The organism is Ruminiclostridium cellobioparum subsp. termitidis CT1112, assembly GCF_000350485.1.
GTDB classification, from domain to species: domain Bacteria; phylum Bacillota; class Clostridia; order Acetivibrionales; family DSM-1351; genus Ruminiclostridium; species Ruminiclostridium termitidis.
Window position 1 is genome coordinate 405,932 of the sequence record NZ_AORV01000065.1, and the last position, 18,552, is coordinate 424,483.

15 protein-coding genes are annotated in these 18,552 nt (G+C 42.7%); all 15 read right to left on the reverse strand.

Annotation, left to right across the window (positions count from 1 at the left end):
• Positions 1–61: 61 nt before the first annotated feature.
• Entirely contained in the window at positions 62–1,351 is a 1,290-nt protein-coding gene (locus tag CTER_RS23965) for an ABC transporter substrate-binding protein (protein ID WP_004629873.1), read from the reverse strand.
• Positions 1,352–2,049: 698 nt separating this feature from the next.
• The gene (locus CTER_RS23970) at positions 2,050–2,505 is read right to left on the reverse strand and encodes a hypothetical protein (protein WP_040762013.1); all 456 of its coding nucleotides are present in this window, start codon (positions 2,503–2,505) and stop codon (positions 2,050–2,052) included.
• Positions 2,506–2,576: 71 nt separating this feature from the next.
• Entirely contained in the window at positions 2,577–3,812 is a 1,236-nt protein-coding gene (locus tag CTER_RS23975; RefSeq protein ID WP_004630085.1) for an ABC transporter substrate-binding protein, read from the reverse strand.
• An 18-nt stretch (positions 3,813–3,830) separates the two neighbouring features.
• Positions 3,831–5,375: a response regulator transcription factor gene (locus CTER_RS27230; RefSeq protein WP_004629612.1), complete on the reverse strand. Its 1,545-nt coding sequence runs from the start codon at positions 5,373–5,375 to the stop codon at positions 3,831–3,833.
• Positions 5,376–5,421: 46 nt separating this feature from the next.
• Positions 5,422–7,290: a cache domain-containing sensor histidine kinase gene (locus CTER_RS23985; protein WP_004630066.1), complete on the reverse strand. Its 1,869-nt coding sequence runs from the start codon at positions 7,288–7,290 to the stop codon at positions 5,422–5,424.
• 225 nt (positions 7,291–7,515) lie between these two features.
• The gene (locus CTER_RS23990; protein ID WP_004630005.1) at positions 7,516–8,997 is read right to left on the reverse strand and encodes a hypothetical protein; all 1,482 of its coding nucleotides are present in this window, start codon (positions 8,995–8,997) and stop codon (positions 7,516–7,518) included.
• 37 nt (positions 8,998–9,034) lie between these two features.
• The gene (locus CTER_RS23995) at positions 9,035–10,207 is read right to left on the reverse strand and encodes a SpoIIE family protein phosphatase (RefSeq protein WP_004630253.1); all 1,173 of its coding nucleotides are present in this window, start codon (positions 10,205–10,207) and stop codon (positions 9,035–9,037) included.
• Entirely contained in the window at positions 10,204–11,928 is a 1,725-nt protein-coding gene (locus CTER_RS24000; RefSeq protein WP_004629692.1) for a [Fe-Fe] hydrogenase large subunit C-terminal domain-containing protein, read from the reverse strand. The genes CTER_RS23995 and CTER_RS24000 overlap by 4 nt, the downstream gene beginning before the upstream one ends.
• Positions 11,925–12,182, reverse strand: coding sequence for a (2Fe-2S) ferredoxin domain-containing protein (locus CTER_RS24005; protein WP_004629721.1), 258 nt, complete (start codon positions 12,180–12,182; stop codon positions 11,925–11,927). The genes CTER_RS24000 and CTER_RS24005 overlap by 4 nt, the downstream gene beginning before the upstream one ends.
• 236 nt (positions 12,183–12,418) lie before the next feature.
• Positions 12,419–12,553: a hypothetical protein gene (locus CTER_RS29085; protein WP_278245951.1), complete on the reverse strand. Its 135-nt coding sequence runs from the start codon at positions 12,551–12,553 to the stop codon at positions 12,419–12,421.
• Positions 12,554–12,625: 72 nt separating this feature from the next.
• Positions 12,626–14,311: a [FeFe] hydrogenase, group A gene (locus tag CTER_RS24010; RefSeq protein ID WP_004629896.1), complete on the reverse strand. Its 1,686-nt coding sequence runs from the start codon at positions 14,309–14,311 to the stop codon at positions 12,626–12,628.
• A 135-nt stretch (positions 14,312–14,446) separates the two neighbouring features.
• On the reverse strand, positions 14,447–16,318 hold the full coding sequence (nuoF, locus tag CTER_RS24015; protein WP_004629885.1) for an NADH-quinone oxidoreductase subunit NuoF: 1,872 nt from the start codon (positions 16,316–16,318) through the stop codon (positions 14,447–14,449).
• Complete coding sequence (locus CTER_RS24020) at positions 16,315–16,791, reverse strand: complex I 24 kDa subunit family protein (RefSeq protein ID WP_004629678.1); 477 nt, start codon at positions 16,789–16,791, stop codon at positions 16,315–16,317. The genes nuoF and CTER_RS24020 overlap by 4 nt, the downstream gene beginning before the upstream one ends.
• 287 nt (positions 16,792–17,078) lie before the next feature.
• A complete protein-coding gene (locus tag CTER_RS24025; protein WP_004630139.1) occupies positions 17,079–17,411 on the reverse strand; it encodes a pyridoxamine 5'-phosphate oxidase family protein in 333 nt (110 codons plus the stop codon).
• A gap of 27 nt (positions 17,412–17,438) precedes the next feature.
• Positions 17,439–18,539, reverse strand: a complete 1,101-nt coding sequence (locus CTER_RS24030) for an aldo/keto reductase (protein ID WP_004629904.1) — start codon at positions 18,537–18,539, stop codon at positions 17,439–17,441.
• Positions 18,540–18,552: the final 13 nt, after the last annotated feature.

An 18,552-nucleotide genomic window follows, 5' to 3' on the forward strand; every position in this document is an offset into this window, starting at 1 on the left:
TAGATGGGATTGCCTCAAAAGTACATTCTGAGACAGTCCCATCACAGTCTGCTGTTGTGCTTTATTTAATGGCTTTATCTATTTTTTCCTGGGCATCCTTTGCTGCGGCTTCGGGAGTCTTTACTCCTGCTATGACCTCCTGCAGTGCCTGGGAAACAGCATTTGAAAGCTCGGGCCATTTGGGATGTGGGCCTCTGGGCTGCGCATACTGCAATTCATCAATAAACACCTTGTATATTGGATCTCCGGTGAATTGAGGATCGGAGGCCAGATCCTTTCTTGAAGGAAAATATCCGAATTTACCGATGTAACCTTTAAGAACATCCACCTGTGTAACGTATTTCAGGAACTTAACCGTGGCATCGACATTTTTGCCGTTTACAACACCCCAGTTTTCACCTCCCAGAACGGACGCATACTGTTTGTCCTTGGGTATTAGAGTTACATTCCATTTTAAATCCGGTGCATCCTTTTGCAGGGTCGGTACCTGCCAGGGTCCGTTGAACATCATGGCAATCTTTCCCGCCATAAACTGTTTCAATACGTCGGACTGTACCCAGTTCATAACTTCCTTGCTCATGGAGCCGTCCTTCACAAGGTCAGAAATCATTGTAAAAGACTTTATGCCTTCGGGGCTGTTTATCTTTGTAAGGTCACCGCCTGCAGAAAGTATCCACGGCATGAACTGGAAGGTTCCTTCCTCTGTTTTTGGGGCTGATACACCCAGACCTGTCACTCCGTTGCCGGTGAGTTTTTTTGCTGCAGCTCTGAGTTCATCCCAGGTTTGCGGCGGCTTGACTCCCGCTTTATTCAACATGTCCTCATTGTAATAGAGAGCCAGGTCATTACTTCCGAAAGGAATGCCGTAAACCTTGCCGTCTAAAGTACAGGATTTCCAGGGTCCTTCAAAATACTGCTCCTTATCGGGCCAGTCCTTGATTTTATCTGTAATATCCGCAAACAGGCCCATAGCCGCATATGCCGCATGGTCAGGATTATCTATAAGTACCAGGTCAGGAAGCTTGCTTGCTGCAAGTCCTATGGACAGCACTTTCTTAAAGTCCGCAAAGGGATAATACTCATTGGTCACTTCAACCTCGTTTTGTGAAGTGTTGTACTGCTTGACTATGTCAGTCAGGATCTGCTGATGGTCTTTATTTTCCCAGTAATACCACAGGGTGACTTTTGCTTTTTCAGCCGGTGCGGCGGGGGTGGATACTTCACTTGCCGCCGAGCCTCCTGAACTCTGGGGACCGGTACTTGACGAAGCTGTCCCGTTTGAACTTCCGCAGCCTGCAAACAATCCAAGCACAAGCATGGATACCATAAGAAAAGCTATAACTCTTTTCATAAATACGTCCTCCTAAAAATTCGTTCTGCTTTTGATGATTCCCGCGCGCTTGGGATCAATTGCTTTTACAACTTAATTATAGAACGTAACCCGGTATTTGATTATTCCAAATGTCTAAGAAAGGTGGATAAATCCAAAGTAAAATAAATCGTAGTGCTAGTTATCAATATTACCAGTAAGAATTGTACTGATTATATCGGTACTTCCGTACAACTTCAATCAATGGCTGCACACAAAGCGCTTACTTTAAATAGTACGGTTCACAACAAGTATTTTACCATGCTGACCATTGCTTGAAGTTATACTCGCGTACCGGTATAATCATATAACGACTTTAACTATAATGTTGAGAGTTAATTTAACTAGCACGATGAGCTATATTAAAAAACCGTTGAAATGAGAAGCCCACAAAGGAAACACCTGAAATCTGTACGCTCAACACAAGGCTTTTTGCTGGAGCTTCAATTTATTGATGTTGTCCTCGTGCACTATGATTAATATTGATTTAATGTATTACAATTGTATTATTTTGAGACAAGTCTTTTTGACAGCAGCGTGGTGCTATGTTGCTACAATTCTGATGACCATCAAGTTTGGTGTACCCTTGGTGCCTCGGCGGTTTTTAACAGAAATCCATATCTCCGTTCCCGCTTATCATTTCTCTTTGTAAATTGAAATTTCGCGGCTACACATAGAGCTCATAATCTTTTGAGTGAACATACTTCATCCCGATAAATTAGCAGAAATTCCCTTTGCCATTCGACCAGTTTTTTCTCATTGTTCCAAATCCACTTATCAATGGATTCAGATTCATCAATCCATTTTTGCGGATAATTGAAATTCCCAATAAATTGAGGAGACTGGTAATCATGTTTACCCAGACAAAACATATGATGAAGCTCTTTCCATGAGCAACGTGACAAGTATTGCGCTGTCAACTGTAAGTCTTGCATATCTGCAATTTCATAATAAGTCCAGACCCCACTTCGCAAGGAGTTCCCGAACCATTGAGAGATTGTGCTGTATATTCGGAGACAATCAGGAATATCAGCCGTTCCCATTTTAATTATCTCTAGCATGAAATCCGTATCAACATGATAAAAGTCACTTATATCTGTTTCTTCAAGTTTTTTATATAGCTTTTCAAATTCCATACTATTCTCCATCAAAAGGCTTAAATTTATATTTCCCTTCATATATACACTCCACATGCTATGAAGTTCCGTTATTTCGCTAATTTTTCCATATCGGCCTGGGCTGCTTTTGCTGCGGCCTCAGGTGACTTTCTCTGGGTCAGGACTTCATGGAGTTCACCGGTAACTATTTTTGATATTTCGGGCCAGTTGGGATCAGGACCCCTGGGAATGGCTTTGTGGACCTCTTCACCGAACAGGCTCACTCCAGGCCGGTTCAACTCTTCATCCACCGGAACGTCCTTCCTCGAGGGGAAGTATGCCATTGATTTTGTAAAGGTTCTTACATTTTCAGCACTGCAAAAGAATTTCAGAAATTCAAAGGCCTTGTCCTTATTCTGACCTTTAACAACACTTATATTTTCACCGCCAAGAATTGTGACTGATTTTTTATCCATGGGAATCCTGACAATGCCATATTCCAGCTCAGGCGCCTTGATCCTGAGCTCGGACAGCTGCCACGGGCCATTGAGCATCATGGCGACTTTCCCGTTGGCAAACTGCTTCATCACATCAGCCTGTGACCAGTTGATGATTTCCTTGCTCATTGCCCCCTGGTCCACCAGCTCGGCCAAAAATGTAAATGCCTTTACAGCTTCGGCGCTTTGAAGATCGGAGGTATCGGCTCCTGCAGAATACAGCCATGGCAGAAACTGAAACATTCCCTGTTCGCTGTTTTGTGCACAGATCCCCATTCCATGGACATTTCCATTTGACAGTTTAAGAGCTGTTGTTTTCAGCTCGGACCATGTCTGCGGAGGACTGAGTTTCTTATCCTCCAGCATTTTTTTATTATAAAACAATGCCAGGCAGTTTTGGCCTATGGGCATTCCGTATATCCTTCCCTTGTAAGTACAGGCTTCTATTGAATTTTCATAAAACTGTGTGAAATCCTGCCAGTTTTTGATATTGTTGGTTATGTCCTCAAGAATACCCCTTTCGGCTAAATACGCATAATCCGGCACATCATAGATGACCAGGTCTGGCGGGTCTCCCTGGGCCATACCCGTCAAAAGTTTTTTCTTCAATTCCTCAAAAGGCACAAACTCCGGTATTGCTTCGCTTTCCTCCTGCTGGTTGTTAAAGGCATTGCAAAGATTATTGACGAGTGAAAATCTCTCCTGTCCTTCGTAATAAAAAAGCAGAGATAATTTTGTTCTTTCAGCATTTCCCATCCGGGCCGGGGTATTGTCCTTCTTCTCGTCGGCACATCCGCTGAAAGAATATAAAAGTAATATGCATGTGATTATCAACAATAATTTTTTCACAGATCTCACCACCAGATATTATTTATATGCTTTTTGATATTCCCCCGGGGTCAAACCGGTTGTTTCCTTAAAAACCCGGCAGAAATATTTGGGATCGGAATACCCCACCTGCCGGGATATTTCATAGGTTTTCAAATCCTTGCCTATCAGCAGCCCTTTTGCTTTTTTTATCCTGAACTCCTTAATGTAAGTACTGAAATTTATACCCATCTCCCTGTTGAAAAGAGAACCGAGATATTCCGGTGTTATGTTAAGCCGTGCCGCGGTCTGATCCAAAGTTATACCGTCCTTGTAAAATTCATTCACCAGGCTTACCGCTTTCTTGACAATCAGACTTACAGCCTGTATTTCCCTGTTTGAACCGGCTGTGATTTTTTCAATTATTGAAAACAGTGCACTATGAAGCTCATTCCAGGTAATTGAATCTATGAGTTTCTGCAGTGTTTCCTTCTGGTTTATTGCTTCATAGAGATCATAATCCGTCTCTTTGATCACATTTATGATTGAAGATGCAAACCTGACAAAGGCTTCAATGACCCCTGCCGGGTGATAGAGCTCCTTTCTCCACCAGGAGGCGAATTCTTCAAAAAGTCTGTTCAGCCTGCCCGGATCATTTGAAAATACACAGGCTTTTGAAGCCGACTCCAGCTCAATCGGATAATGAATGAGCTTTGTGTTTATCTGACGGGTTTTGGGATAGGATATCAATATATCTTCTCCAAGCACAATGGACCATTTCAATTCTTTTCTGATGGTGTTTATGCTGTTTTTTATATTTTCCGGTCCGGTGAACTGTATCCAGCCAAAAGCCAGGCCTTTAAAATCCTGTCCCAATATATCCCTTATTGCCCTGTTTTGAAAAAACCTTTCATAAGCCTGAAGGTTCTCACTATTGTATATTAAAACTATAATTTCCTGATGCAGGGCCAGATCAAATATTGTAAAGCTGCCCGAACCAAAGCCTGTCAGGTCATCTGCCAAAATTATCTTCAATTTGTTTATATGGTCCCGGTCATCTGTACCGTAATAAACGCTTACAGCCGCAAATTCCGTATTCTGTCCAAGCCCATACCTGTCGGATAAAAACCGGTACATTTCTTCAACTTTATCGCTGCCGCCCATAACAATATTTTGAAAAATATTTTCAATGGAGCTGAGCACCTGAGTCTGATTTGCCTCCAGCATTTTCTCCATAAGGATTTCTTTTTCAATGTTTAATAGGGTTTGCTCCAGATCGTTGGCTGTTACGGGTTTAAGAAGATATTCACTTACACCCAGCTTGATGGCTTTCTGAGCAAATTCAAAATCCGAATAACCGCTGAGAATTATTGTCTTGTGCTTTATACCTTTTTCCTTCAGCTTTGAAAGCATCTCAATCCCATCCATCAACGGCATTTTGATATCGACGATAACCAGATCCGGTTTATTTTCCAAAATCGTGTCAACTCCTGCAAGACCGTTTTCGGCTTCGGCAACAACCTCGTATTCAGGCTTTATCTTACCTATAAGCTTTACTACCCCTGAACGAACTCTATATTCATCTTCCACCACAACAATTCTCATTCCAGGCTCCTATCTGCGTATACTGCCGGCCAAACAACAGTTTCTGCTACAGTTTTGGTATTTTAAGGGTTATGGTTGTACCTTTTCCCGTTTCACTCTCCACCTGCCAGCTGCCGCTGTCTCCGTAATACATCTTTATCCTGTTAAATACGTTGCTTGCTCCCAGACCGCTTCCTTTTGCCGTGATTTCCTTATCATCGGGTGAGTTAAGTTTTGAAACAGTCTCAGGATCAATTCCTTTACCGTTGTCCCTGATCACAATCATTATTGAATTCTCCCGACCTTTAATGCCTATATCCAGGACCCCTCCCTTGTTAATTCCTTCAAAACCATGTATTATCACATTTTCTATAAAGGGCTGGAACAGAAGCTTGTGAATATTAAAATCCAGAACGTTTTCATCCACCTCCATGAAGCACTCAAAAGAATAGTTAAATCTGGTCTGTTGAAGGTAAATGTACTGTTTGAGCCATTCTATCTCTTCCCTGAGTTTTACTATGCTGTTGCTTTTATTAACACTGTAACGCAATATTTGAGCCAATGATTTGAGCATATTGCTTATTTCATGCTCATCCTTTTCAATTGCCATCCAGTTGATGGCATCAAGTGTATTATAGAGGAAATGTGGGTTGATTTGAGCTTCAAGGGCTCTGATTTCAGCCTCCTTCTGTTTGAAGGTAGCTGCCCTGACCTCTTCCACCAGCTTATTGATCTTATAGATCATTTTATTGAACCTGGCGGCTATTGCAGACATTTCATCCCCGTCGTCGTCCAGTTCCACTCTTACGGACAATTCACCTTCCTGTGCTGTTTTCATGGCATGCAGAATTTTTCTGATGGACCCTGAGAAATTTCTTGTAACATAAAATATTATTATTATTGAAAACAGCAATGCCAGAATTCCGAAGGTTATTGTCAGTCTCTGCGTCATATACACTTTGCTGAAAAGAAAACTTTGATCTACGGCATTTACAATTATCCAGCCATTCTTTTCACTTGTTAATGAATTTGTTATTATGCTGCTGCTGTCAAAGTATGATATTTTCCGGGCTGCAGCCGTATATCCATCCTCCTGTCCATTTGTTCCGGCCGGGTCAAACAAGGAAATATTGGCACCTATGAGGTCTTTATCCGGGAAGGATATTATATATCCCTTCTTATCAACTATAAAATTTACACTTCTCACACTCTTTTTTGCCTCTTTCTTTGCATCCACCTCATTGCAGGCCCTGTAAATTATGTCTTCATCAATGCTTATTACTATGACTCCTATGGCATCCTTTCTGATATCATTAAAATCCACCATTTTATTAGCAATATGGAACAGGTAATATTTCTTATCACCCAGCTGGGATGCATATGAGGTCGGAATTAAAACCGAACCCTTGCTGGAGGTTATATCCCGGTAGAATTCAGACTTTTCAAAATTCTTGTTCATCCAGGAGCTGTCCAGTGAAGAAGCCGTCAATGTATCGTAAAATGCCGTCTTCCCGCCTGCACTCAGGATTGCTATGCTCCTGATCCCTTCCTTCGAATTGGTAAGCTTGCTCAGCTTGTCACGAAGCAGGCTTATCTCCATGGCACTGTCGGTTTCGGCATTTATCTTTTTAACAAGCTCTATTATCTCATCGTCGGTATATATCTGATAAAGTATGTCCATGTAGGAATTCAGAGTGGTATTGAGGTTCTTTTCGGTTTGGGCCAGGTTATAGGTTATAAGCTCATTGACATTCTCCTTCATGGCAGAAGTAGTATTGAAGTATGAGATTGATTGAACCAGCAGCATGGGAATTATAGAAACAAATATAAAGGAAAATATGAGTTTTGACTTGAAGCTCATTTTTTTAAAGCTGTTGCCCATTTTGCTTTCCTTTATTTTAATAAGAAAACGTTTTTTTCCGGCAGAAATCAACATTGTATCTCCTATGATTCCTTAATTGTATTATATATAAAATCACCTTAATAATATCAAAAACGTATCCAAACGGCAAATGAATTTAAACAAAGCCGTATCAGGCAGGCTGATACGGCTTCATAGGTTAGATAGCTGCACTTTTTTGAACATATTTGCATACATTCAAGCCCACTCTGTAGGCTATGTGCGGCAGCAAAGGCACAATTATATATAATTATAAATTTATCAGACAATTTCAATATTGGCAAAATTATTTCTTTTAAGTTTCTCTATTATGCTCCTTACTTCCTTGGAATTAAGCTTCCGCTCACCCGCATACTCTTCAAAAGAATCGGATATTTCCTGGATTTTTTCCTTAAGAGTATCCAGCGGATTTTGATATCTGGGTACAAAAAAGTCCAGACCTATGAGTTCGTTCTGCAAATACATACCTTCCATGGTTCTCCGGGCTTTGAGCTTAAAGGGGGTGTTTTTATACCTGATAAGCTTGGTTGACAGGTTAAGACTGCCCAAGCTGTCAAGGCTGCTGCTCAACCCGCATGTAGTGCAAATGAACAGGGTTTTTGAAAACCTGTTTTTCTTGGTATTGCTGCCGCAGACACTGCAGCTGTGGAATATATCCACCGAACTCACCTTTGCCGGAGGGGGAAGACCTTTTTGCGGCAGCTTGTAGTCAAGAATTCTGACAAGGTCATTATACTGTTTGCAGCCAAATACCGGTTTAACCGTTTTTCCCTCATCAGTCCAGCTCAATTTGTCACCCTTGCCCGTCAGGTTCTGGAGAACCACCATTGATTTGTTTTTTACGGCAAGGTTTACAATTTCACTTGCCAGCTTATACATTTCTTTTTTGCGCTCCGACTGGTTTTCAGAATTCCTGCAGTAAAAGGTGCCGTTCAGAAGCAGGTGTCCCTGCCCGTCAACGGCAGTGTAGTTCACAGCGCTTTCCATGCCCCTGCTGACACCGAGAAAAGTGTTCGTTTCAATTTTATCGTCTTCGGGCAGATCTATGCTCAAGCTCAGATAATATTCATTGTTTTTGTTAATCAGCCTTGCAGTTCTGAGCATTTCGGGCTTTTCAACCGCCTGCAGCAGAAAATCAAGCTGCCATTTTCCGAAAGAAAGGGGTACTATAATAAAAGTTTCCTTTTTTAAGGCCTTCGCTTTCTCGGGTTTCTTTGAAATATAATTTAGCTCTCTGTTAAATTCATGACTGCGCCTGTCCTTGCCGTTCCGTGTATTCATTAAAAAAAGCTTGGCGAAAAATTTCTGATTTACGGCATCGTGCAGGAGACAAAAACATCTCTTGGTGTCATATCTGCAAAAATAAATGGGTCTGAGTTTTTCCCCGAGGGTCACCGGCTCATTCTTAAAACCCGGATATGGCATTTGCGGATTATTTTTTTTCTGAACGAAATAGCTTGCCAGGGTCATGCCCAAATCAAGCTTAAGCGAGTCCTTGAAAGGTTGAATGTCAAACCTGTTTATTTCTGCCGACAGATCGCTGTCTATCCATTTGGACAGCCCCAGGGTGCTATATGTCCCCTTTTTCGATCTGCACCGCTCCTCTATGATATCAATTTCAGAATAGGCTTTGCCCAGCAAATAATTGTATGCATTATTATAATTCAAAAACGCCTTATTGATTATATTTCTCTTTGCCGCGCCGGGTTTATGAAGTTTTAGATGTATGGTCCGCAAGCCCATAGTCTTCCTCCATCCATATATGCTTATATTATGTTAATTAACAATATTCTATCGTTATATGCTTTCCGGCCTGTCTCAGCAAACCCGCTATCTCCTCGACCAGCTTGAACTTCAGTCCCATATTGAGAGGAAATTCAGGATTCTGGTGGGCGGGATTTATAGCCTGGCCGATAAAAAAGTAAATGCTTGTGCTTTCCTCAAGCAGCATCTTAGCCAATCTTGAGGCTCCGTCCTTTTTATTCAGCTTCAAATAGTCATTCATGGTACTCTCAGGTGAAACACAGGTCTTTAGCAGCTCCAGAGTTTTCCTGAGCGTCAGCACGCCCTCGGTGGTGAGATTTATTCCGTCTATTTCGGCAGTGGGAGGCACCGACGGATTGAAGTACTCAATGGAGGTTTTTATTTCTTTTTTTGTTATACGTGCGACAATCTGCGAGGTAGTACCTCCGCAAATAACCTTTTTGCCCTCCCTGCCGACAAATCTTGTGACAATGTCCCTGTCGTTCTGGGAATCAACGGGAGGCCCGATCATCAAATTCAGCTTGATAGGCTTTTTGGCCTTGAGAGCCACAACGGTGGTGTCATCACCGGGCTCATTGGCATAGAGGCTGTCGCAGGCCGCCAAAAGCAGCTTGGCAACAGCTTTTGAGGACATATCCTTTTTATAGGTTTTCTGGACATATTCCCTGACGTTGCCCCACTGCCAGCCAAGGTCAAGAGTTTGGCCTATACCTGCGTGGATAACTCCGTCGCTGATCATAACAAACAGATCATCGGGACTGACGGTGAATCTTGCTTCATTAATAAGTTTTCCGCTTATTTCACGGCTTTCGGTTTCAATTTCCAGCAGTTTGCCCTTGCGCAGCCTTATTATGGCAGGGTTGTCGAATTCCACAAGATAGCCTTCACCGTTATTGAATATCTGGATAATTGAAAAAGTGGAGTAAGCGACTCCTCGTTCCTTACAAACAGGCAGGGTACTGGCAATGGTGTTGACGGCTTCATCAATATCCAGCCCGTTGGACATAATGGTGCCGATTATTTTGGAGGTGAGTGTGGCAAGTATATTGGCCTTGACACCGCTTCCCAGACCGTCGGCCAGCACAACCACAACCGAGTCCGAGCTCCTGATTATCTCAACCTTGTCTCCGCACAATTCCTCCCTGTATTTATTTAAACTTTCGTAATTTACATCAATGTAGAGGCTCACTTGACTTCACCCATCTCTGACATAATTGATTTTTTCAGTTTCGTCAGGGCAACCTTTGTCTCAGCAGTTGTTTCGCCAAGAAGGCTTGCAATTTCCTGAGCAACTCTCATTTGTTTTTCCATGACCTTTTGAGCAATATCAATATTCTGCTGCCGGCTTTCATAAATTTTCTGTCTTTGATTTTCCTCATCGGTTATATCATTTATTATCACAATCAAAGTATTATGCTTGCTTACATTTATTACAGACTGCCTGACTACCATATTAAAAGTCTCATAGACATATTTTTCGTCGTATATATTTTCCCCGCTCTCAAGAACTGTTTCAAACATTTGGCAATCCAGGACTTCCCTGATATTCATGCCTTCAACGTCGGTAGCACCCAATTTGAACATGGTTTTCGCAGACTTGTTTACTTCCTGTATGTTCAGATTTTTATCCAGTGCGAAAATAGCATAAGGAGTATAATTGATTATGATATTCGAAATGGATTCCGCTCTTTCCCTCATATAGGGCAGACACATGTGAACCTGTGCTTTTCCAAAATACACGGCTATTGCCTTTTCCCTGCAGGAGGGATATCCGCAGGCACCGCAGTTCAGTTCCTTGTCTTCGCTGAATTTACCGATACTGTTCAATATTCCTTGAATTACAGCTTCCGAAGGCAGTTCGGCCTTTTTGGATCTGTCAATAAAGGTTTTGGACAGCTCTATTCTGGTGGCCGCCATCAGAGAATTGCCGCTGTCATTCTGATTGGCTGCCGTCCTCTTTGCATAGTTGAGAAGTCTTTCCCTTGAGGCTAAAAATCCGCCCGGAACATGTTTCATACACGGCCCCGCAATACAGCCTCCGGTGCAGCTGCTCATCTCTATCAGATAATTTTCCATATTGCCTTCATCTATTGAATTCAATATGTCTATGCATCTGTCAACGCCATCAACACTGATGGAGCGGTAATTTTTTTTGCTGTTTCTGTCGATTGTCTTGAGAATTCCTCCGGGAACCGGATAAATTCTGGTAATTGTATCAAAATTCTTCATTTCATCTGCTGTGGCTTCTTCCTGGTAGATGCCCTCTTCCTCCAGCCACTTATCCAGTTCCTCGAAGGTAATCACCGCATCTATCTGGTTTTCATTCTGTAAATCATTGCATTCCTCTTTTTTTGAAATACAGGGTCCGATAAATACAATTCTTATTCTTTGACCGTAGGTTTCCCTTAGCATTTTGGCATGGGCGATCATCGGTGACACAACAGGCGCCAGCTGGTCCCTGAGCCGGGGATAATATTTTTCTATCAATAAAATGATGGAGGAACAGCAGCTGGTAATAATATTTTTCATTTCCCTTTTTTGCAGCAGTTTCTCATACTGTCTCGAAACCAGGTATGCGCCGTTGGCAGTTCCTTCAATATGAGTAAAGCCAAGCTTTTTGAGAGCAAAATACAGCCATTTTTCATCATAGTCAAAGGCAGAAATAAATGAAGGTGCCAGACTTACGTACACCTTTTCCTTTTTAGCGATAAATTTCTTCACCTTTTCTATTTCGCTGTTTACGCTTTTTGCATTCTGAGGACAGACTTTCAGGCAGTTTCCGCACAGGGTACATTCCTCATGAATAATCTCGGCCTGGTCATTTCTGAAGGCTATTGCGTTAACAGGACAACTCCGTATGCACTTGTAGCAGTTTTTGCAATTTGCTTCCCTAAATTGGATTACACTCATAATTCCGCCTCTAATCGATTAATAACCTTCTCATGAAAGAAACTTTCGGCATTGACGATAGCCACATCTCCGTAGAAAACATCACCTATTTTTACGCATACACCGTTTGTACACTTGCCCATACAAAAGGAAGCTTTAAGCACCGCTTTTTCTTCCAAACGGTTTTCCTTAATAAGTCTCTGGAAGCAGTTTATGATCTGATACGAGCCCTTGAGATGACACGAACTTCCCACGCATACATAAATATCAAGCATTGTACTTATCCTCCATCTGCATACCAAACATAATAAAGATGTTCTTTGTTAAACAAATAACAATATAATTGTAAGCCATTGTTAAATTTATGTCAATCCATATGTGGCCTGTTAATATATCGTTTTGTTTAATTAATGCGTCTTATTGCCGGTCAAGTGCCACTGATGCATTTTTACTTGTAAATGCATCAGCGTGCACTTTTCCCGGCAGGCAACCATGTTTTCCATGAATTCAACTACTTATTTTCACATCCGCAGCAGTTATATTCCATATCGGTTCTGGCAGCATCTACAACCGAAAGCATCCTGCAAGGGTCATAACCTTTTTCTGCTCCACTTGTGCTAATTTCACAATTTTTCTTTCCAGGCATATTTACACCCCATTTCTTTATTTTCTGGATTTATTGGGTACTTTTACTTTGAATTTTTTTCATTTAACCTGCTTACTTATGGTGTCTGTGAAGTATCTCCCTGTTGCTCTTCAATACTCCCTCGTATAGAGCTTCTATGGCCGGGTTGTCTTCGGACCTCTTTATGGGGGATGCCGTATCAACCTTGTATATTCCCCTGGCTCTCTTTCTTCGTACGTCATTGTTCTGGGGAATAGGCTGTCCTGCGCCTCCGACACATCCGCCCGGGCAGGCCATGACCTCGACGAAATCAAACTTCTCCTCACCCCTGAGGATTTTTTTTATGAGGTTTTCAGCATTTTTCAGGCCGTGAGCCACACCGATCCTTACCTTCTGACCGTCAATCTCGGCTGTGGCCTCCTTGACACCTTCCATTCCCCTGACTCCCGAGTATGAAATACCTTGCAGCACAGCAGCCGTTCTTTCCTTGTAGTAGTATCTCAAAACAGCTTCCGAAACACCGCCGCTGACTCCGAAGATGACACCTGCACCGCTTGTGAAGCCAAAGGGCATATCCAGGGCTTCATCTTCCAGCTCGTTAAATACGATACCGTTCTCCTGGATCATTATCGCAAGCTCCTGGGTTGTTATGACCATATCCACATCCGGGATTCCGCCTGTCTTATTTTCAGGTCTTGCAGCTTCAAACTTTTTGGCTGTACAAGGCATTATTGCTATCACTATATTTTCTTTTCGGTCATCTTTATAGAGTTTTTTGAACTGCTCTTTTATGACAACACCGAACATCTGCTGCGGCGAACGGCAGGATGAAACATTGTCCATCAATTCGGGATGCTTCTGTTCGGCATACTTGAACCAGGCAGGGCAGCAGGAACTGAACAGAGGCAGCTTATCCCTGTTCTGTATTCTGTCCATGAGTTCTTCCGCCTCTTCTATTACCGTAAGATCGGCGCCCACCGCCGTATCAAATATCTGATCAAAACCCAGTTTTCTTAACGCAGCAACTATTTTGCCCATGGTGATGGCGCCGGGTTCCATTCCGAACTCCTCACCTATGGCCACCCTGACTGCAGGTGCAATCTGTGCGATTACACGCTTGTTCTTGTCCTGCAGGGCTTCATAGGCCCTGTCCATATCCTTCTTTATCATCAGTGCACCGGTTGGGCAAACTACACGGCACTGTCCGCAGTTTACACAGTCAACCTGATGCAGGGCTTTGTTAAATGCAGTGGTAACCTGAAGTTTTGAACCCCTGTATGCGAAATCCAATACCCCGACGCCCTGAATTTCCTGACAGGCTCTGACACAGTCTCCGCAAAGTATGCACTTGTTGGGGTTCCTTACAATTGAAGGGCCAAGATCATCAACAGGCATCTCCTTCTTTTCCTGCCCGAATCTGATCTTCTTGACTCCCACCTTCAGAGCGATTTCCTGCAGCTTGCACCTGCCGCTTTTTTCACAGGTGGTACAATCCCTGTCATGGTTTGCAAGGAGCAGCTCCAGGATCATTTTTCTGTGCTTTTTAAGTTTTTCGGTATTTGTCCAGACTTCCATTCCATCCTTGGGCGGAGTGGAGCAGGAAGTCAGTGTGCTCCCCCACTTATCCTCAACCATGCACATTCTGCAAGCGCCGTAGACGCTCAGTTCGGAATGGTAGCAGAAGGTAGGAAGTTCTATTCCCGCTTTGCGTATGACGGCAAGAATATTCTTTTCTTCATTGAATTCAACTATCTGTCCATCTATAATCATGTTTCCCATAAAAATTCTCCTATCTGCGTGCTCAACGTACTAAAGTACGTGCACGCTATACTACAGTATTGAAAAGACGCTTGAGTTTTTGAAGCATGAAGGTTACAAATCCGTGCAAAGGATGCATCCTTCACACTCTTTGCGTCAGGCCTCCTTTATGGCCTTAAAAGCACAAGCCTCGATACAGGCACCGCATTTGATGCATTTATCCGGGTTGATGGTGTATGGTTCTTTTACCTTGCCCACAATGGCCTGAACAGGGCAAAGCCTTGCACATTTGCTGCAGCCCTTGCATTTCTCCTTCTCAATTACAATTGAGCCCAGGGCTTTACATGTATGTGTGACACATTTTTTGTCTACAACGTGCTCCACATATTCCTTCCTGAAATGCTTCAAAGTGCTTGCTACGGGACTTGCGGCAGATTTGCCCAATCCGCACAGCGCCGTACTGCTTATGGTGTCGGCCAGTTCTTCCAGCAAATCAAGATCCCCGACGGTACCTTTTCCTTCGACTATCTTCTCAAGGATTTCAAGCATTCTCTTGGTTCCTTCCCTGCACGGAACGCATTTTCCGCAGGACTCGTTCTGTGTGAAGTTCATAAAGAATCTTGCAACCTCCACCATACAGGTATCTTCGTCCATAACAACAAGTCCGCCCGAACCGATCATGGCTCCCACCTTTTTCAGGGAATCAAAGTCCAGGGGCAGGTCCAGGTGTTCCTCTGTAAGACAGCCTCCTGAGGGGCCTCCTATCTGGACGGCCTTGAATTTCTTTCCATCTTTGATGCCGCCTCCGATATCGAATATTACTTCTCTCAGGGTAGTTCCCATAGGTACTTCTATAAGCCCGGTGTTGTTAACATTGCCGGTTATGGCAAAGGCTTTTGTTCCGGGGCTGTTTTCAGGTCCGATGCCTTTGAACCAGCTGCTTCCGTTCTTTATTATCAGAGGTACATTGGCAAAGGTTTCAACATTATTAAGGACCGTAGGCTTCTGCCACAAACCCTTTTCAACCGTTCTCGGAGGTTTTACCCTCGGCATGCCTCTTTCACCTTCTATGGATGCGGTCAATGCGCTTCCTTCTCCGCAGACGAAGGCTCCCGCCCCTTTGTTGATGTTTATATCGAAAGAGAAGCCGGAATTTAATATGTTCTTTCCCAGCAATCCGTGTTTTCTTGCATCTTCAATTGCTATTCTCAGCCTCTCCACCGCCAGAGGGTATTCCGCTCTGACATATATATATCCGGCAGTGCTTTTGGTTGCATAACCCGCAATGAGCATGCCTTCAATCACACCGTGAGGATCGCCCTCCATGATACTTCTGTCCATGAAGGCTCCCGGGTCGCCCTCGTCACCGTTACAGACAACATATTTTACTTCGCTGTCCTGTCTGAGCACCTGTGCCCACTTTCTTCCGGCAGGGTAACCTCCGCCACCTCTTCCTCTGAGGTTTGAATCAATGATTGACTGACATACCTCATCAGGCTTCATTTCAAACAACACCTTGCTAAGGGCTTCATAACCGCCTTTTGCAACATATTCCGCAAAGGATTCGGCATTTATGCTCCCGCAGTTTTTCAGAACCATTCTGGTCTGCTTGTGATAAAAGGGTATATCTTCCTGTGCTTTATAAATACGGTTTTCAGCGCTGTACATGAGACGTTCTATGGGTTCATTGTTAATGAGTGTCTTTTCAACGATCTCAACACAATCCTCAAACTGAACCCTCAAATACAAATAATTTTCAGGCTCTATTCTAACCAGAGGACCCATTTCACAGAAGCCGTGGCAGCCGCTTTTCTTTACTCCTATCCCCTCTTTTTCATAATCCAGTTCCAGATCAACCAAAAGCTCATGTGCATCTATAAGTTCTCTGATCCTGTTGTAGATTTCAATCGATCCGCCGGCAACACAGCCTGTACCGGCACATACCAGGACCTTTTTTTTCTGATTATCCAGGGCATTTGTCGACTTGGCAGAAAAGGCTTTTAATTCTTTGAGATTGTTTATTTTCATTGTCCTTCACTCCTTAAAGTCCTTAATATTTCAACTGTTGAATCGGGTGTCATTTTTGCGTAGACCTTGTCATTTATGGTGATAACGGGGGCCAATCCGCAGGCACCCAGACAGGAAACCGTTTCAAGCGTGAACAGCATGTCATCCGTTGTATGTTTGCTGTCACTCAAGCCAAGCTCTTTTCTCATGGAATTCAATATGGGGATGGATTTCCTTACATGACAGGCTGTTCCGTCACAGACCTTGATAATGTACTTTCCTTTTGGAACAAGTGAAAAATTTTCATAGAAAGTTGCTACACTGAATATTTTCGAGAGATTGACATCCAGCTTTTCCGCAACGTATTCCATCAGTTCTTCAGGCAAATACTTGTACTCATTCTGGATCTCCTGCAGAACCGCGATCAGATATGATTTGTTATTATCATATTTTTTTAAGATACAGTCGACAACTTCAAATCTTGAATCGTTCATTTTTATCTCCATTTCTGTTTCCCGTGCCATTTATTTTTTGCCTTAAAAGCAGGTACACTTTGTTATTTTTTTATCACAGTAATTTTAAGCCCTGAGGTCAGGTATCATCAATGTTTATATAGGGATACAATCGTAAAAAAATATTGTTAGATAAGGTAAAAAAAAGCCTGCGAAAGCAGGCTTCAAAGATAAAGATCATTTAAATGGATTTTGGGGTTATATATTAAAATTGAATTGTTTTAGGTTGTCCGGTAAATGATGAAATCGCCGCTGTTGCATTTTTTAAATTAAAATACTTCATACTTTCCATCATCGGCAGCATATAAGGATTTTAACGAAGGATTATCTTCAAGCAGGTGTTGTCTTGCCTCTATTCTGTCGTCCCGAACTGCAACTGCAGTCAGACGGATCCACGAGCCATCCTTAGACATACCTGAAATTTCAACTTTTGGGTTTTTAATCATTTGAGCAAACACATTTTTTACATTGCTTGTGGAAGTATACAGCTTGCCTTCAAAAATCCCCAATGCACCGAACGGACGTACTCTCGGCTGATCATCGTCCATGGTTGCAAGATAAAATGTTCCGCATTCTCTTAAATATTCCAGTACTTCTTCCATTATTAATTACTCCTTCATTCTTTAATATTACTGGTTGGCGGCATCTCCCCAGACACCTACATCCCTGAGTCTGGCAATTATGGGAAGATGCTGGGTGCACTTGCCTTCACAAATGCCGCATTCAATACATTCCTTAGCCTTCTTGTATTCAATGCCCCAATGATTTTTGAGATTATTTAAAACCTCCTGCTCATTTTGAAGTATCTTGTTGTTATAGGCCAACATGAATTTTGATACGGGGATCTTCTTGGGACAATGTTCACAGTAACGGCAGCCGGTACATAGCTTATCCATGGAATTGAACAGCTTTCCTTCAATTTCCTTCAGCTTCTTTTCATCAAGTTTTTTAAGGTTTTCACCTATATGGCAGTTCTGCACGACCTCTTCAACACTTCCCATTCCGGCCAGTACGGTTGTAATTTCGTCATGGGATGCATTAAATCTCAAGGCTGCATCCACTACGGTTTCGTCATCCTCGCTTCTGATGAAATCAAAATATTCAGCCTTTTGTGGAATCAATCCCCCGCCCAGCGGGTTCATTACAGCAACACCAAGTCCCTTTTTACAGGCAGCCTGCAAGCCTTTTTGTCTGAATGGGAAATTCAGTATATTATAGCCCACTGTCATACCCTCAAACAAATCCTCGTTAACAATGGTTTCTATTTCATCACCATTGCAATGGGTTGAAAAAACAATATGCTCTATAAGCCCCTCTTCCTTTGCCTTGAGAGCTGCCTCATAAGCGCCGCCCTTAACCATCCTGCTTTTGAAGTCATCCATATTCAGAATGCACCAGATATGAAAGAAGTTGATTTTTTCAAGGTTCATCCGCTTCAGGGAAGTTTCCAGCTGCTCCCTGAGCTTTGCCCCATCTTTCTGGCTGCTTTTGGTTGAGACATAGAACTGCTTTTTCATGTTTTTAAAAGCATGGCTCATTATAAACTCACTGTTGTCATCACAGTAATAAGGCGCCGTATCAAAATAATTGACTCCAAGTTCTCCGGCCTTTACAACAATCTCGGCACACTTATCATAGTCATAGGTATCCCCCGTCTTTAGAAATCTCATTCCCCCAAAACCTATAACGGATATGTCTTTGCCGGTTTTACCGTATTTTTTATAAATCATTTTTACCTCCATA

Coding starts and splice junctions, on each gene's coding strand:
- CTER_RS23965 (WP_004629873.1), bottom strand. CDS start 1,351: ATGAAAAGAGTTATAGCTTTTCTTATGGTATCCATGCTTGTGCTTGGA.
- CTER_RS23970 (WP_040762013.1), bottom strand. CDS start 2,505: ATGGAATTTGAAAAGCTATATAAAAAACTTGAAGAAACAGATATAAGT.
- CTER_RS27230 (WP_004629612.1), bottom strand. CDS start 5,375: ATGAGAATTGTTGTGGTGGAAGATGAATATAGAGTTCGTTCAGGGGTA.
- CTER_RS23985 (WP_004630066.1), bottom strand. CDS start 7,290: ATGTTGATTTCTGCCGGAAAAAAACGTTTTCTTATTAAAATAAAGGAA.
- CTER_RS23990 (WP_004630005.1), bottom strand. CDS start 8,997: ATGGGCTTGCGGACCATACATCTAAAACTTCATAAACCCGGCGCGGCA.
- CTER_RS24000 (WP_004629692.1), bottom strand. CDS start 11,928: ATGAGTGTAATCCAATTTAGGGAAGCAAATTGCAAAAACTGCTACAAG.
- CTER_RS24005 (WP_004629721.1), bottom strand. CDS start 12,182: ATGCTTGATATTTATGTATGCGTGGGAAGTTCGTGTCATCTCAAGGGC.
- CTER_RS29085 (WP_278245951.1), bottom strand. CDS start 12,553: ATGCCTGGAAAGAAAAATTGTGAAATTAGCACAAGTGGAGCAGAAAAA.
- CTER_RS24010 (WP_004629896.1), bottom strand. CDS start 14,311: ATGGGAAACATGATTATAGATGGACAGATAGTTGAATTCAATGAAGAA.
- nuoF (WP_004629885.1), bottom strand. CDS start 16,318: ATGAAAATAAACAATCTCAAAGAATTAAAAGCCTTTTCTGCCAAGTCG.
- CTER_RS24020 (WP_004629678.1), bottom strand. CDS start 16,791: ATGAACGATTCAAGATTTGAAGTTGTCGACTGTATCTTAAAAAAATAT.
- CTER_RS24025 (WP_004630139.1), bottom strand. CDS start 17,411: ATGGAAGAAGTACTGGAATATTTAAGAGAATGCGGAACATTTTATCTT.
- CTER_RS24030 (WP_004629904.1), bottom strand. CDS start 18,539: ATGATTTATAAAAAATACGGTAAAACCGGCAAAGACATATCCGTTATA.